Raw genomic sequence first — 16,083 nt, 5'->3', positions numbered from 1 at the left:
TCAGCATCCCACGATCGTCAATGTGCCCGGCGGCGAAAGAAATATGCCGCGCGACCTCGCGCACGATGCCTCTATGGCGTCCGCCCTTTCGGGACCCGGAAGTCCAGCTTTTCGCCGGCCGCATAGGCATCCCAGGACTGCCGCGTGCGAAAGCCGCCTTGCCCCTTGTCCCAGGCCGAGCCCGAAAAATAGACGAACGGCTTGCCGGGCACGACGCGCAGCAGGACGAGCTGATTGTCGGCGTCGGCGCGTATCTCGGCGATCATCGCGGGATCGACCCGGATCGCGATCGCCATCCGGCCATGGTCATCGTTCGCGGGCCCCCACCACGAGAGCAGCCCTTTCGCCCGGTCGACCGTCAGTTCGCCGGCGCCCGGCCCCGTGGTCCGCTTGCCGATGCCGATCCCGACGAGCAGCGGCTCGTCGCTGTCGGACGAGATGGTCGAGACCATGCGGGTGAAATGCGTGCCGAGCGGAAGCGTGAAGCGGCGCGTCTCCCAGACCTTGCGATCCACATCGACCGGCCAGGGCGCATAATCGACGGTGAAATCGGCGGCCTGCCCATTTGCGGACAGAATACGGTGGCCGACATAATTGCGCGACGTCCACAACTTGTTGTCGTGCCAGATGCCGAGCCCGCCGGCGCCACGCGTCGAACCGACATTGTAGAAGTCGAGACCTTCGCCGCGATAGCTGTGCTGATCGCCGCTGCGCAGCTGGCGATCGGCGAAGGGCCAGCGCACATTCTTGCCCCACGAATCGATTCCCGAGCCCGAGGGCGGTTCCGCCGCTTCGAGCGCGTGGCCGTAAATCCGGTGCGCGGTACGATCATTCTCCCAAAGCAGATCGTCGTAGCGATAATCGGCGCGGACCACCGCGGCTTGAGCTTGCCGGTCAGGCGGCGGCGGGAGCGCCCCCGCGACCGCCGGCATGGCCGGCGCCTCGGCCTCTTGTGTCGCCGCGGGTATCGCCGGGGCCACCGCAAGCAAGAACACCATTGTCGCCGGGGCGCGCCCCTTTTTCCAGATGGTCGAAATCCGCGTCATATCTCTCTCCCTGGCAGCGATCCGATCGGGCGCCGAACCCGCCTTATGTCACGCTGTGCGACAGTGCGGCACCCTTGCGGATATGGCTCGTGGACTTGATGGATCAAATTTTTAAAATGAAATGAAATTATTTAAGTTGTCATATGACTTATAATCGCTACACTCAAGCGGGTATGGTGCATTATGTGCCGGCAACGGGAGGATGGGCGCGTGAGGCAGGGCGGCACCGACGCTGTGCATGACGACAGGCTGGCGCTTCGCAAGCGGCGGCCGTCCCTCGTCGATGCCGCGTGCGAGCATATCCGCACCAGCATCATGTCGGGCGTGCACCGGCCCGGCGCCCAGCTCCCTACCGAGGCCGAATTCGTCGATGTGCTGGGCGTGAGCCGAACGGTGATTCGCGAAGCGATCGCGCGTCTCGCGGCGGCGGGCCTGGTCGAGGCTCGTCAGGGAAAAGGGCTCTTCGTCAGCGAGACCGCGCGTTACCAGGCGTTCCAGATCACGCGCGACGAGGTCGAGAATCTCAGCGACGTGATCCAGCTGCTCGAACTCAGGCTCTGCGTCGAAACCGAGATGGCGGCGCTGGCCGCCGAACGGCGCACAGAGGTCGATGTGATGAACATGCGCCAGCAGATCAGGATACTTGGTGAGGCCGCGGTCGGCCTCGAAGATTCGGTCAAGGCCGATGTCGAGTTCCACAACGCCATCGCCCGCGCGAGCAAGAACACCTATTACGCCAAGCTGATAGATTTCCTCGGCGTCCGCCTCGTTCCGCCGCGCTCGCTCTATCTGCGGCAGGGCCAGGCCTATATCGGCGACAGCTACAAGGCGGTGATCAGCGCCGAGCATGAGGCGATCCTCGATGCCATCATCCACCGCGACCCCGACGCCGCGCGGGTGGCGGCGCGAACGCATATGAGCGGCAGCCTCAAGCGGCACCGCGAACTGCACGACTTCATGTCGTCCTCGAGCCCGACCGGCTGAACCAGACCAAAAGACAGACCTGCGGGAGAACTCAGGCACCGAATTACGTCCGGCAGAATAATAAGATCAATCTGTCAAACTTGTATGATGTCTTATAGGGAGAGGTCCATTGAAGGTCAGTCTTCGCGCCTCCGTGGCGCTGATCGCACTCGTAACGGGTGCGCCCATGGCAATTGCGCAAACCGCGCCAGCCGCCGATCCGGCCGCGGGTGAAGGGCAGGACACGTCGGGCGACATCGTCGTCACCGGCATCCGCCAGAGCCTTTCGCGCGCTGCCGAGATCAAGCGCGAGTCGACCGCCGTGGTCGATTCGATCGTCGCCGAGGATATCGGCAAGCTTCCCGACCTGACCACCGCCTCGGCGCTCCAGCGCGTGCCGGGCGTGCAGGTCGTCGTCGGCGGCAATAACGAGATCGTCGGCGCGCGTATCCGCGGCCTTGACGACATTGTCACCACGCTCAACGGGCGCGAGATTTTTACCGGCGTCGGTCGCGGCTTCTCGTTTCAGGACCTCCCGGCCGAAGCGCTGGCGGGGGTTGACGTTTACAAGTCCAGCTCGGCCGAGCGGCTCGAAGGCGGCGTGGCGGGCGGCGTGAATCTGCGCCTGCGCCGTGCGCTCGACTTCAAGGACCTGACCATCGCGGGCAGCGCGCGCGCGACCTATCTTCAGGAAGCGGGTTCGAAGAACACGATCAATCCGGCGCTGAGCCTGCTCGTCGCCAATCGCTGGTCCGCCGGTGAGGGCGAGATAGCGGCGATGGTCGGTATTTCCTATCAGCGCAACGAATATGCCCGGCCGGTCGCGTGGAACGACTGGACGCGCGCGACCAGCGCGGGGCCGGCCGGATCGCCGCAGAATTTGCACGCGCCCACCGGCTTCGCCGCCGCGATCGAGTTCGGCCATTACGAGCGCCCGCAGGCGAATTTCTCGCTCGAATGGGCGCCGGACAGCGACACGACAATCTATCTCGAGGGCCTGTTCGCGGGCTATCGCGGCGACGTCTTCCAGGCGCGCCCGACCTTCCGCGCCTTCACCGGCACGTCGCTTGAGGCGACCGCCGGCGACACCTGCGAGGATTTCGCGGTCGGCCCCGACGGCTATTATTCGGGAAATGTGCGCGGCCCGGACAATCCGACGGGTACGGGTACGATCCGCGAGCTCTGCAACGCGACCGGCTATACGGCGCGCAATATCGAATATTACACCGCGACCGTCGCGAACAAGTCGAGCACCGACATCTATGTGATCGCCACCGGCTTCAACAAGGAGATCGGCGCGCTCACCTGGAATACCGACATCTCCTATGAATCCTCGACCAACCGGAACGACAGTTTCCGCGTCGACATAGGCAAGCGCATCGACGAACTGGTCCTGGTCCGCGACGTCGATCACGAGGTTCGGGCGACGATGCCCGGCAATCCGATGAATGACCCCGAAGGCCTGGCGTTCGCCAACGGCATGAGCGAAAATATCAACCGCAGCCGGGGCACGTTGTGGGCGGTCATGAGCGACGCGAAATACGACTTCGACTCCGGTTTGCTCGACTATATTCAGGGCGGCGTTCGCGTTGCGAAGCGCAAGGCGGGATTCGAGCAGTATCTCGGCGGCCCGCCGGCGCCGGGCGGCTCGTTCGTGACGCCGCTCGACGGTGCGGGTCTCCCCAGCGATATTCTTTCGCAGGCCCCCGGCGTTCCGCAGATGAACGACGGCGCCTCCTTCCTGCAGCTCGACCCCGAATATCTGACGCAGGAATCGATCAAGCGGCAGCTCAGGACGCTGTACGGCATCTCTCCCGACACGCCGGGATTCGATCCGACGCGCGACTATGACGCGCAGGAAAAAAGCTATGCCGGCTTCCTGCAAGCGGGTTACGATATAGCGCTGACCGATACGATTTCGATCGACGGGATGGTCGGCGCCCGCCTGACCCGCACCGATCGCAACATCGCGGGTTCGGGCCGGGTGACCGATCCGGTGACGGGCACATCGCGCGTCGTACTCGTCCGGCGCTCGACCAGCGACACCGACCTGCTGCCCAACGCCAGCGCGCGCATCCAGTTCGGCGGCGGCCTCCAGTCGCGCTTCAATTACTCGAAGACGCTTTCGCGGCCCAGCTTCGGCCAGCTCAATCCGGGCCTCAGCTATGTCGTATCCTACGTCAACACGATCCAGAATTCGGGGTCGGGCGGCAACCCCGACCTGCGGCCGCAAAAGGCCGACAGCTTCGATGCGTCGCTCGAATATTATTTCGGTCGCAGCAATTATGTCTCGGCGGTCGCCTTCTACCGCGACATCACGGATCGGATCATCAACGGGACCGAGGTCCGGACGATCGACGGTCTGCAATATGTGATCTCGACCCCCCGCAATCTGGGTTCGGCCAAGATCAAGGGCGTCGAAGTCGGCGGCCAGCTGTTCCTCGATTTCCTTCCGGAGGGTCTCGATGGCGCGGGCGTAATGGGAAATTTCACCGTCATCGACAGCGAGGTGACGACCCCCGGCGACCGGCTTCAGGGCCTGCCGCTGCTCGGCGTTTCCAAATATAATTACAACATCGGCCTGATTTACGAGAAATACGGCATTTCGGCGCGGATGATCTACACCTATCGCTCGCAATATTTCGACGGCGACATCACCAATGGCCTTTCGCTGCGGCCGGTTTCGATCCCGGTGGGGCTCAACGGCATCCGCGCCGCCGGACGGCTCGACTTCGGCCTGAACTACGACGTGGCGCCGGGCATCACCGTCAGCCTCGCGGGCACGAACATCACGGGGCAGAAGACGCGCAACTTCGAATCGCGCGAGGATTTCGTCCGCGAAGTGCGGAATGACGACACGACCTATTCGCTCGGGGTCCGCTTCAACTTCTGAGCCTGAACGTGAATGCCGGAACAAAAAGGAGGATGACTTGAACAGAAAACGGATGTTCGCGGCGCTCGGGCTGGCGACGGCTTTGGCCGCCGGCAGCTTCGCCCTCGCGGGCGCGGCGCACGCGCAGACGGCGGCCACGGTTCTCAACCAGCCCGGCAAGGCATTGCCCGGCGGCGTGCGCGCCACGCGGACGCAGGATAAGGTGACGATCGACTGGCCATCGGCGCAGGGTGAGCGCGCGCAGCTCACCCTGTCGCTCGACCCGGGCAAGCCGCTGATCGAGGCGGTCTCGATCGCCGGCAAGCCGGTGCTCGGCGGCGTCGATCCCGCCGGCGTCGTCACCGTCGGCACGCGCGACCTCAAACAGGGCTGGACGATCTTCTTCGACAACCCCCGCAAGCGTCCGTTCGAAAGCTTCCCGCTCACGCTGGCGCGCAGCGACATCAGCGTGCGCGCGGAGGGTGGCAATACCAAGGTGATCGTCGGCGGCGCCGCCGCCGGGCCCTTCTCGGGCACCTATGAATTCACCATCTATCCGGGCTCGCGGCTCGTCCGCGCCGCGATGGTGATGTCGACCGCGCGCGAGGCCACCGCCTACACCTTCGATGCCGGCCTCGGCGTCGCCTCCTCCGCCGCCTTGCCGTGGCGCTCGATCGCCTTCACCGACACCAGCGATACGATGGTGCGCAAGGAAGGCGATGCTTCGCGGGGACCCGCCGTGTCTCCCAAGGTGCGCGCGCGAATGATCGTCGCCGAGGGCGCCGCCGGCGGTTCGCTGGGCATCGTCCCGCCGCCGCACCAATTCTACTATCCGCTCGACTATGCCAACAACGACAATTCGGCCTGGTACGGCAATGACTATCGCAACCTCGACGGCCGTACGAGCTTCGGCGTGCGCCAGACGCTCGAGGGCGATCGGCGCTACGTGCCGTGGGTCAACGCGCCGCCCGGGACGATGCAGGACATGGGCGTGTTCCTGCTGCCCGACAGCGGCGATGCGGCGAGCGCCACCAAGGCCGCGCTCGCCTATACCCGCGGCGACCGCTTCAAGGCGCTCGACGGGCACCGCACCTTCACCAGCCACTATCATGTCGAGCATACCGAAGCCTTTCTGAACACGCAGCGCTTCCAGCAGTCGACGGGGGTGCCCGACGGGCTCGAGTCGCCCGAGTTCGTCAAGCGCTTCAAGGATATGAACGTCGAGATCGTCCACCTCGCCGAGCTTCACCTCGGCCGCGAGGCGCTCGATCGCGCCGGCGACCGGCTGACCCTGCTCAAGACGATGCACGCGGAGACCGCGCGGCTGTCGGACGACAAGCTGCTGCTGCTCCCGGGCGAGGAGCCCAACGTTCATCTCGGCGGGCACTGGATCAGCTTCTTCCCCAAGCCGGTCTATTGGACGCTCGACCGCAAGGAAGGACAGCCGTTCGTCGAAAATGATCCCGAGCTGGGCAAGGTCTATCATGTCGGCTCGCAGGAAGATGTCCTGAAGCTGATGCAGGACGAGAAGGGCCTGATGTGGACCGCGCACCCGCGGATCAAGGGCTCGACGGGCTTCCCCGACAAGCACAAGGACACAGCCTTCTTCAAGAGCGACCGTTTCCTGGGCGGCGCGTGGAAGAATATGCCGGTGGACTATTCGCAGCCGCGCCTCGGTTGGCGCGTGCTCGACACGCTCGACGACATGAACAACTGGGCGACGAAACCGTCCGAGCGCAAGTTCACCCCGGGCGAGGTCGACGTGTTCCAGCTCTCCGACGAGAGCGAGCTCTATGCGCATATGAACATCAACTACCTCCGGCTCGACGGGCCGTTGCCGCGCTATTCCGACGGCTGGCAGAGCGTGCTCGACGCGCTGCGCGGGGGGCACTTCTTCACCACCACCGGCGAAGTGCTGATCCCCGAATTCACGATCGACGGCGCCAAGAGCGGCGGGGAAGCCGCCTTCGGACGGAACGCAACCGTGCGCGCGAGGATCGAATGGACCTTCCCGCCCGCCTTCGCCGAGATCGTCAGCGGCGACGGCAGCAAGGTCTATCGCGAGCGCATCGACCTAACCGGCGCCGCCCCCTTCGGAAGCCGCACGATCGAAAAACGCGTCGACCTCAGCGGCCGAAAATGGGCGCGCATCGAGGTGTGGGACGTCGCGACGAACGGCGCGTTCACCCCGCCGGTCTTCCGGAAAACGAAATAGCCCTCCCCCCTGCCCGTGCGGCCGTCAGCGCTTCGCGCTCTGACGGCTGCACGCGGCCCTTTTGAATTGGAGCGGGCTCGCCGGCGTGCCGGTCCGGCCCTTCTTTGGAGAAACCATGTTCGACCGAACCTATTACGCCACCCATCCCGACATGATGGCGTGCGTCTCCAACGACGAACTGCGCGATCGCTATCTCATTCAGAATCTGTTCCGCCCGAACGAGTGCGTGCTCAACTATACGCATGCCGATCGGTTGGTGATCGGCGGCGTGCTGGTCGAGAGCGGAAGCGTCAAACTACCCGACCAATCGGAGCCGGCGTCGGTAGCCGGCCACCCGTTCCTCGAGCGGCGCGAACTCGGCATCGTCAATGTCGGCCGCGCCGAGGGGACGGTGAGCGTCGATGGCGAGATGTTCGCGCTCGGCGCGAAGGACAGCCTGTATGTCACGATGGGCGCGAAAGACGTCCGCTTTTCCGGCGACGGCGCGCGCTTCTATCTCGCCTCGTCCCCCGCGCATCGCGCCTTCGACACGCGCAAACTGCCGCTCGCCGACGCCAAGATGCTCGAGCGCGGCAGCCTGGAGACGGCCAACGACCGGACGATCCACCAGCTCGTCATCCCCGGCGTGTGCGACAGTGCTCAGCTGGCGATGGGCCTCACGATCCTCAAGCCGGGAAGCGTGTGGAACACGATGCCGCCGCATGTGCACGAACGCCGGAGCGAGATCTATTTCTACTTCGATCTCGACGATCCCGAGCAGAGCCGCGTGATGCACTTCATGGGCCAGGGCGAGGCCACGCGTCATATCGTCATGACGGACGGCGAGGCGGTGATCTCCCCGCCCTGGTCGATCCACATGGGCGTGGGGACCAGCGCCTATGCCTTCATCTGGGTCATGGCGGGCGAGAACCAGGACTATGACGACATGAACATCCTCGACATCTGTCAGCTCCGCTGATCCATCGAGATTCGACCGGTTATTGCCGGGAATGGCGCACGACCGGCCCCGGCCGCCGCGCCGACCGCATGACGACGGCAGTGAGGCGCCAGGCCGACTGCCCCATGCTCTTGGCAGGCAGGGCAATGGCTATGCAAGATTTTGAAATGCAAAGGAAATGGCGCACCCGAAGGGATTCGAACCCCTGGCCTCTGCCTTCGGAGAGCGTACTAGCATGTTTGCGCCAGCCTACGCCAGAGCAAGTTTTTAACCTCTAACTCACTCTAACTACACGAAAATCTTGATCTGTCTTTCTGCGCTGTCGTACCCTTGCATTCGCCCTGATTTCCTTCCGCGTGCTTACGTGGTGCTTACGTGAAACGGGGCCAAGTCGGGAGACGGAAGATGGCCAAACTCACGAAGCGCGTCGTTGAAGCTGCAATAGCAGACGCCAAGGATTATGTCCTATGGGATGATGACCTGCCTGGCTTTGGTCTCCGGATTTTCCCCACTGGCAAGCGCAGTTACCTTATCCAGTATCGATCTCGCGGTCGGTCCCGCGGGTACACGATCGGAGTTCACGGAGTCTGGACCCCGGAAACGGCGCGACGCGAGGCGAAGACACAACTCGGGCGTGTCGCGCAAGGGGATGACCCAGCGGAGGACCGAGCCGAGTTCAACAAATCGATGACGATGAAGGAGCTATGCGAACAATATGTACAGGATCTCAAGGACGGGCTGATCCTTGGGAAAGGGGGTCGCCCGAAGAAGAAGTCGACAGTGGATATCGATCTTGGCCGCATCGAGCGGCCTGTCATTCCGCTACTGGGATCACGACGGGTTCAGGATCTGTCCAAGGCTATTCTTACGAAGGTGATGCGCGATATCATGGCCGGAAAAACAAGAGCCTTTATCAAAACCGAAAAGCTGCGTGGCCACGCGAATGTACGCGGAGGCCCCGGAACGGCGGCCCGGACGCTTGGGCTCATTGGAGGAATATTGACATACGCGGTAGATCTCGGCGTCATCGACAGCAACCCTGCACACGGCATCAAACGGCCCAAAGACAATGTTCGCTCGCGGCGCCTCAACGATGGCGAATATCGGATCCTGGGGCGAATGCTCAAGGCGGCGGCCGAAAACGAAAATTTCCGGACCACGGTCGACATCATTCGCCAGATCGCCTTGACGGGCTGTCGTCGAGGCGAGATTATCAGCCTCAAATGGAGCGACGTCGATATCGATGGGAGTTGCCTGCGTCTTTCCGAAAGCAAGGAGGGAAAGTCCATTCGGCCAATAGGTTTGCCAGTAGCCGAGTTTCTGGAGTCCTATGCCGGGGACGACAATCGCACCTATGTCTTTGCAGGGCCGCGCGGTGAAGACACTGCGTTCGGCGGCCTCCCGAATCAGTGGAACGAAATATTCCGCGGTTCGCAGCTTGAAGGGGTCACGCCCCACGTCTTGCGTCACAGCTTCGCGAGCATCGGCAACGACCTTGGATTTACTGAGATCACGATCGCCGCACTCATGGGTCATGCAAAGGGTACGGTGACGAGCAAATATATTCATACGCTCGATGCCGCGCTGATAATGGCTGCGGATACACTCGCGGGGTATATTTCAGCCCTGCTCGACGGAGCTGTCTTCAAGCAGCGTGCCTATTCGCTCGATCGCGATACCCGCAGGGCGGCGCTTGCAGATTTTATCGCGCGGCAGGAAGGGCCGGAAAAGAAGGCTGAGTAGAAGAGCATTCGCCGCGTGCTGGCATCAACGACGCCGCGAACTTTTCGTGACAAGGCTGGGGCGTGGTGTCGCAAACATGTCCATCTGTCGGCGCTTGGCCCGGCGGAACTGCTTGTCATCGCCCTGGCCGCTCAAATTCCGACCCGAAACAACCGGTCGGCGCATCGATTGGCCTGACGACAAATGTCGCTGCCAATCTTGGCTCGGCCAACCTGGACATCGGCACGTTTTCGCCGCGAAACAGAAACGGTCCTTAGCGGCCCTCCCTTTTGGTTCGTGGACGCGAGAACACTACCACAACGGTGGTTGGTCATCTGCTTTGGCTTCGACCGTAAACCGGCCTCCTTCGGCAGACAAACAGGAATCCTTCTGGCCGTACGATATGCGATCGCGCATATCCGATCGTAACGGAAAAGCAACTAGCGAGGAGAGTAACATGTCGGTTGACGTGCAAGAGCGGAACAGACTGTCAGCAGCAGTCGTGGGCGAGTCGGCTCCCGACTACAAGCGTAAATTCAGCTTGCCTCAATATTACTACACGTCGCCGGAACTCTATCGGAAAGAGATGGAATTTCTTCGGAGCAAGCTTTGGCTGATGGCAGCCCACGAGTCGCAGATTCCCAAAAATGGCGACTTCAAACTGTTCGAAATCGATGGCGAGAGCATCATCCTTTGCCGCGACTTGCAGGGCGACGTCCACGCATTTTACAATGTTTGTCGCCACCGGGGTTCGCCAGTCTGCGTGACTAACGAAGGCAATGCCAAGGCGTTCTCCTGTCCCTATCACAGCTGGACCTTCATGCTGGATGGAACGCTGAAGCGGCCGCGTGCGATGGACGCCTCCTTCGACCCGAAGGAGTGGAATCTCAAAGCCGCTCATCTGGGGAATCTGGACGGTCTTCTTTTCGTTTGCTTGGCAAAAGGGGAAGCGCCGAGCTTTGAGGAGTTTGCAGGCCGGATCCGCCCGTTCATCTCTCAATACGGCCTAACTAAGGCGAAACCTGTATATGTGCAGGACGATCTGATCGTCACGAACTGGAAGCTTCCGCTCGAGAACTACCGGGAAAATTACCATATTTCGAGCGTACATCAGGACCTTGGTCGAGTGATGGGCGCAGCGATGGACCACTCAAATGGCGAGTCGCATGCCGAGCGCATGTCGCGGCTCGGCCGCTCGCTTCCAATGGTTTATGACGAGGCCGAAAGCCTGTATCTTCAACAAGCCATCCAGTTCGCCTTCGGGAAGGACCAGGTGTCGGCCACGCAGGATGGCTCGGCCGCATCGAGCCTTATGCCGACCATCACAGAATGGTCCAAGGGTTGGACTTATATCAATTTCAATCCGCTGTCGCATATCAACCTGCAAGATGACTATGCGATCATGGTCTTCTTCACACCCGTCTCTGAAACCGTCACGAAGACCTCCATGGTTTTCCTGGTCAATGAGGATGCCGTTGAAGGCAAGGACCTCGACGTCAAGAAGCTGATCGATCTGTATGTCGTGACTATGGCGGAGGACAATGTCGTGCTTGGACGCCATCAGAAGGGTATCGAGTCGGGCGCCTATGAGCCCGCTCCCCTGGCGCTGGAGGAAGATCAGATCGTTTTGTTCCACGATTGGTATTTCAATCGAGTGCACGGTGTTCCGACGGCGTGATGAAGCGCCGCAGAGTTTGATCAGTCGCGGCCGGGCAGAGAAAACACCGGCCGCGCTATTCCGGCTGGTCGCGTCGAAGGGCCGTCCGTAAGAACAAGCCTGAGCGAAACCGGACAGATGTTCTGCGTATGAAATCGGGGATCCGGTATGAAAAGAAATTTTGTCGCGATATGTCTCGGCGTCACTATCTCGCTGCCGGCGGCTGCTCAAACAGTCGAGCCCGCGAAATCCTTCAAGGAAACGGAGCAGATCCTCCATCAACTGGTCGATACGGAAGGCTTTCCCGGGGCGGTTGCTCTACTGGGTGAAAAAGATTGCGACTCCACATGGTATGAGCTGGGGCATCTTTCACACGTTCCGGCCTCGCCGGCCGCCACTAAAGACAGCCTCTGGCGGATCTATTCAATGACCAAGCCTATCACAGGCATTGCCGCGATGATGCTGATCGAGGACGGGAAACTTGGTCTGGATCAGCCGATCAGCGACTTCATTCCCGCGTTTCGATCATCGCAAGTTCTGCTCGATCCCGCCTCCGATCTCACCACGCGGCCGGCGGCGCGCCCGATTACCGTCCGGCATCTGCTGACCCATACGTCCGGCTTGGGATATGCATTCGTGCTTCCACCCGCCCTTCGCGCCTCTTACGAGCAGGCCGGTCTCGTCCCGATGCAATACTCCTTCACGGGAGAGGCGGAGGATGCTCCCCGCCGCCCGAAGTCCCTCCAGCAATTCGCCGAGGCAGCGGCGCGGCAGCCGCTGCTTAGCGATCCTGGCACGAGTTGGACCTACTCCATCTCCGTGGACGTTCTCGGCGCGGTAATCGAAAAGGCGAGCGGCATGCCGTTTGAACGATTTTTAGAAAAGCGCCTGTTTGGCCCGCTCCGGATGACTCATACTCATTGGACGGTCTCCGCGCAGGATACGGCAAATTTATCGAGCACCTACGCCTATGCAGGTTTTCTAAAGGTCGCCATCGATCCCGGCAACAAGTCCGTTTTTTCGCGCGCCCCCAGTTTTGCCTATGGCGGATCGGGGCTGGTATCGTCGGCGGAAGATTATGACCGCTTCCTGCGAATGATCGAGAACGGCGGAACGTTTGAAGGGCGTCGGGTCATGAAGGCGGACACTGTAAGGATGGCATTGTCGGATTTGCTGCCGGCGGGCGTCAAGTTCGACGGATTGGAGCCGCCGGCCAGCGACGGTGTGCCGACTCGATATGGATTCGGCGCCGGCGGAATGGTGACGCTGAGCGGCCCATCGGCCGGAACGTTCGGTTGGGACGGCGCGGCTGGCACGGTCGGGTTCGTCAATCCGCAAAAAGGGTACCGCGGCATCCTGATGGTCAGCCAGATCGGTGACGCACCGGGAAGTGCACGGACCCATTTCCGGGCAACCGCTGAAAGGGAGTTATTGTCAGCTCGTTGAGGGATGAAATGCGGGTCATATGACTTGCCCGCGGCGAAAAAAGTCTGCCTTCGCGCATTTCGATCCACGACGGGTCTTTGAAGGCTGAGCGGCGGCCGGGAGATAGAGATGGTGAATAACCCAATCGACGATAATCCAGCACTTAATCACTCAGCAAATGAGACTTTTCCCGATGCCGATGCGTACGATCCGGCCGTTCATGCTATGAGAGTTTCGTCTCCCTCGGCTCATATAGACATGTCGCTTACTGCCGTTATCGCGGCGATGGTCCTCGGAACAACGGCGCTAATAACCATTTCAGTTCTGCCTATTTTACTGGCAGCGCTTGTCTCCGCCGGTAAGATCGACACCCGGGCGATCGGACAGATCGCAACGGGTGAAATGCTGGGGCTGGCCACCGGATCCGCCTTTGGCGCGGGCCTGTTACGAAGGGGCAGTTTCCGCCTCAAGATATTGGCCGCTGCAGCCTTCCTGATCGCAATCAATATTATCTGCTGGTCGATAGATGCAGAAATTCCACTCCTGCTTGCGAGAACCGCGTCCGGGCTGCTGGAAGGAGTCCTGCTCGCCGCGTCGATGATGGTGATAACTTACACGAAGAATCCGGAAAAGATGAACTCCTACTTCATGTCTGCCAGCGTCGTGCCGATGATATTGTGCAGCTATGCCCTTCCGGCAGAAGTGACAGCGCGCGGTCCCGATTATGCCTTCACGCTACTGGCCTGCTTTGGCGTGGTTTCCATACTTGCAGGTCTGAGACTGCCTGTGAGCTTTCCTGTACAGACGCAGGACCATCGCGGCGACCCGGCCGTGCTGGCTCCCCCGTGGGCGAAGCTTGGCATCTTTGCCGTCTTGGTCCAATTTACGGCCACCGGAGCCGCTCTCACCTACGCGGTTCAATTGGCCAAGGAGATGTCCATTTCCGATGCAACCGTTGGAGTCGCTTTGGCGGGCCTCACCATTTCGGGAATGGTCAGCGCCTTCATCGTCGGGTGGGTCGGCTGGAAACTGAAGGAGAGCGTGGTACTTCCTCTGGGCGCCCTTTGCCAGGCAATCACGGTCGCGATCATGTGCTATAGTCATGCACCCGCGCTCTATGTCACCGAAATGTGCCTGTTCGGTGCCTTATGGAACGGATTGATCACCTATGCTTTGAAGATGCTGATCGGCCTCGACCCCAGCCGCCGGCTCGCGTTGTTGCTGCAGCCGGTTTCCATGTTGGGACTGGCGGTAGGTCCTCTTCTTGCGTCACTTGTTGTCGGCGAAAACGATGTGACGCCAGCCTTTGCGTCCTCCGCTGCGCTTTACAGCTTTGGCGGGGGGCTGTTTTTGATCGTCTTCGGCAAAATAAGGTCGAAAGACCGCCGGATGGTTGCAACCTAAGCGGCATCGACCCGTCGGCAGAGCACGGTCTTTTGATAACCTCACCGCGAGCGCGTGGTGGCTTTGAGATGCTCACGAACCGCCCGACCAGCATGGGCGCGACTTTCGCTCGGCTCGTGCTGGCATAATCCCCTCGGGTGCGTTAAACTGCCGGAAATAAAAATCTTGAGAGGCTGCTGGAATGGATTTCAAACAACTCCTGTATTTTGTTCGGGTAGTTGAGGAGAAGAGCGTTACCAAGGCGGCTGAGCAGCTGCGCATCGCTCAGCCGGCCGTCGGTTGGCAGATCAGAAACCTGGAAGCCGACCTCCGCGTGCAGTTGCTTGTCCGCCACTCTCGCGGCGTTGAGCCAACCGAAGCCGGCGCCGTGCTGCTTGAACACAGCCGAAAGCTTCTGCAAGGTCTTCAAGACGCGCGCCTGGCCGTACAGGATTTGTCGGAAGTCCCCCGTGGCCGAGTATCATTAGGCGTTACGCCGGCCACCGCCGCGTTGTCCTCTCGGCTTGTTCATCGAAGTCTCAGCGAAATGCCTCATATTAAGCTGAACGTGGTCCAGGCGCTATCTCACGACTTGGTCGAGATGGTGCTGGAAGATAAGCTGGACCTCGCGTGCGTGTTCAATGCGTCGTCCGATCGTGGATTAGTTGTCACTCCGTTGCTGGTAGAAGATCTTCACCTGGTGGGCCCGGCGGGCAGTTTCAGTCCAACTGATGGACCGATCGAGTTCCGGGACCTGGAGAATCTCCCCCTGATCATTCCTCCCTCCCCCCATGGCATGCGGCTGGCCCTTGAAGAGGCGGCCGCAGAAGCCGAAACGACAATCGACCCGCTCGTGGAAGTGGAGTCGCAATCGTTGGTCGTGGAACTGGTGAAAAGCGGAACGGGTGTGACTATCCTGCCGCTGGGCGCGGTGAAAGAGGAGTTGGATCAGGGCATGCTTTCCGCTCGCGCTATCACCGGCCCCAGCCTGCGGACAGTGCTGAGCATCATATACAAGCAGCGCCGCCCCTTGTCCCGGGCGGCCGACGCGATCCTTGCGCTTACGATGGCTACTTTCCGAGGAAAGCCAACGGATGGAGCAGATCATCCGGAAAACGAGGACAATTCCGCCGGAGAGTAAACGCAAGACCCACTTGAGGGGCGCGGCGCCACTGAACGCCGTGTCGCTTCCCTCCGCAGTCGGAACCATATTCGTCCTTGGCTATTTCGGCCCGGTACGTAATCCGCGGCACAGGTTGATTGATTCACCCACGAAGTGATCGATCATGATTACGCCAAGGGTCGAACGTGAAGGCGTTACGTCGACCATTCAGAAGAGCTCGGAGATCTGGAGGGGCCGACAACCCGCTTCCCGCGCCTATTGGAATAAGCGCTGCGGATTGTCTGCCAGGACCATTTTGTCCGGTTAATGATGGTATCAGGTGGCGGCCTTCGGCGCAGGTCGGAAAATGCTATTCGCGGGCCACCAGCACCTCGACGCCTGCCATGCCGCGCATCAGCGCGAACGGCTTGTCGATGCTGACGCACGCTTTCACCACGGAAGGCCAACTGACGCATTCTTCGCCGAGCGCGTGAGCAAAAATCTCCAATAACGAAATATGTACTTCGGCGATCCTCTCCGCCGCGCTGACAATCCGCCGATAGTCAACCGTCTCGCCGATGATGGACACGGGGCCTGACAGCAGTGTGAGCTCCACGCTGATGACAAGCGGCTGTCGGCGCCCGATCTCGTCCGGGTTGATGCCAATGTCGGCCAGAAGCGGCAAGTCGCGAACACGAACTTTGGTAGTGGAAAAGGTCTTGGAACCCATCACGCAAATCTCTCTCGCTCGGTCATCAACC

At 61.2% G+C, this 16,083-nt stretch carries 11 protein-coding genes; 9 read left to right on the top strand and 2 right to left on the bottom strand.

Annotated features, from left to right (window positions below):
• Positions 1-71 precede the first annotated feature (71 nt).
• Positions 72-1,046: a DUF4861 family protein gene (locus tag VFG17_RS00195; RefSeq protein ID WP_325027465.1), complete on the bottom strand. Its 975-nt coding sequence runs from the start codon at positions 1,044-1,046 to the stop codon at positions 72-74.
• Positions 1,047-1,256: 210 nt separating this feature from the next.
• Here VFG17_RS00195 and VFG17_RS00190 point away from each other — a divergent pair, with 210 nt between their 5' ends.
• The 9 genes from VFG17_RS00190 (at position 1,257) to VFG17_RS00150 (ending at position 15,361) form a co-directional block, all read left to right on the top strand.
• The gene (locus VFG17_RS00190; protein WP_325027464.1) at positions 1,257-2,030 is read left to right on the top strand and encodes a FadR/GntR family transcriptional regulator; all 774 of its coding nucleotides are present in this window, start codon (positions 1,257-1,259) and stop codon (positions 2,028-2,030) included.
• A 166-nt stretch (positions 2,031-2,196) separates the two neighbouring features.
• Positions 2,197-4,902 (top strand): TonB-dependent receptor, encoded by a 2,706-nt coding sequence (locus VFG17_RS00185; RefSeq protein WP_325027463.1) that lies wholly within the window; start codon positions 2,197-2,199, stop codon positions 4,900-4,902.
• Positions 4,903-4,939: 37 nt separating this feature from the next.
• Positions 4,940-7,096: a hypothetical protein gene (locus VFG17_RS00180; protein WP_325027462.1), complete on the top strand. Its 2,157-nt coding sequence runs from the start codon at positions 4,940-4,942 to the stop codon at positions 7,094-7,096.
• Positions 7,097-7,211: 115 nt separating this feature from the next.
• The gene (gene kduI / locus VFG17_RS00175) at positions 7,212-8,054 is read left to right on the top strand and encodes a 5-dehydro-4-deoxy-D-glucuronate isomerase (RefSeq protein WP_325027461.1); all 843 of its coding nucleotides are present in this window, start codon (positions 7,212-7,214) and stop codon (positions 8,052-8,054) included.
• A gap of 384 nt (positions 8,055-8,438) precedes the next feature.
• On the top strand, positions 8,439-9,776 hold the full coding sequence (locus tag VFG17_RS00170) for a site-specific integrase (RefSeq protein ID WP_325027460.1): 1,338 nt from the start codon (positions 8,439-8,441) through the stop codon (positions 9,774-9,776).
• A gap of 436 nt (positions 9,777-10,212) precedes the next feature.
• Positions 10,213-11,433, top strand: a complete 1,221-nt coding sequence (locus tag VFG17_RS00165) for an aromatic ring-hydroxylating dioxygenase subunit alpha (protein ID WP_325027459.1) — start codon at positions 10,213-10,215, stop codon at positions 11,431-11,433.
• A 147-nt stretch (positions 11,434-11,580) separates the two neighbouring features.
• A complete protein-coding gene (locus tag VFG17_RS00160) occupies positions 11,581-12,858 on the top strand; it encodes a serine hydrolase domain-containing protein (RefSeq protein WP_325027458.1) in 1,278 nt (425 codons plus the stop codon).
• A gap of 108 nt (positions 12,859-12,966) precedes the next feature.
• Positions 12,967-14,241 carry an MFS transporter gene (locus VFG17_RS00155; RefSeq protein ID WP_325027457.1) on the top strand — a complete coding sequence of 425 codons (1,275 nt, stop codon included), beginning with the start codon at positions 12,967-12,969 and terminating at the stop codon, positions 14,239-14,241.
• Positions 14,242-14,422: 181 nt separating this feature from the next.
• Positions 14,423-15,361 (top strand): LysR family transcriptional regulator, encoded by a 939-nt coding sequence (locus VFG17_RS00150; protein WP_325027456.1) that lies wholly within the window; start codon positions 14,423-14,425, stop codon positions 15,359-15,361.
• Positions 15,362-15,692: 331 nt separating this feature from the next.
• Here VFG17_RS00150 and VFG17_RS00145 read toward each other — a convergent pair whose 3' ends face one another.
• Complete coding sequence (locus tag VFG17_RS00145) at positions 15,693-16,052, bottom strand: dihydroneopterin aldolase (RefSeq protein WP_325027455.1); 360 nt, start codon at positions 16,050-16,052, stop codon at positions 15,693-15,695.
• Positions 16,053-16,083: the final 31 nt, after the last annotated feature.

The organism is Sphingopyxis sp. (assembly GCF_035686825.1).
GTDB lineage: Bacteria > Pseudomonadota > Alphaproteobacteria > Sphingomonadales > Sphingomonadaceae > Sphingopyxis.
This window is presented reverse-complemented; position numbering and strand designations above follow the sequence as displayed.

Coding starts and splice junctions, on each gene's coding strand:
- VFG17_RS00150 (WP_325027456.1), top strand. CDS start 14,423: ATGGATTTCAAACAACTCCTGTATTTTGTTCGGGTAGTTGAGGAGAAG.
- VFG17_RS00170 (WP_325027460.1), top strand. CDS start 8,439: ATGGCCAAACTCACGAAGCGCGTCGTTGAAGCTGCAATAGCAGACGCC.
- VFG17_RS00165 (WP_325027459.1), top strand. CDS start 10,213: ATGTCGGTTGACGTGCAAGAGCGGAACAGACTGTCAGCAGCAGTCGTG.
- VFG17_RS00160 (WP_325027458.1), top strand. CDS start 11,581: ATGAAAAGAAATTTTGTCGCGATATGTCTCGGCGTCACTATCTCGCTG.
- kduI (WP_325027461.1), top strand. CDS start 7,212: ATGTTCGACCGAACCTATTACGCCACCCATCCCGACATGATGGCGTGC.
- VFG17_RS00195 (WP_325027465.1), bottom strand. CDS start 1,046: ATGACGCGGATTTCGACCATCTGGAAAAAGGGGCGCGCCCCGGCGACA.
- VFG17_RS00145 (WP_325027455.1), bottom strand. CDS start 16,052: ATGGGTTCCAAGACCTTTTCCACTACCAAAGTTCGTGTTCGCGACTTG.
- VFG17_RS00185 (WP_325027463.1), top strand. CDS start 2,197: ATGGCAATTGCGCAAACCGCGCCAGCCGCCGATCCGGCCGCGGGTGAA.
- VFG17_RS00155 (WP_325027457.1), top strand. CDS start 12,967: ATGGTGAATAACCCAATCGACGATAATCCAGCACTTAATCACTCAGCA.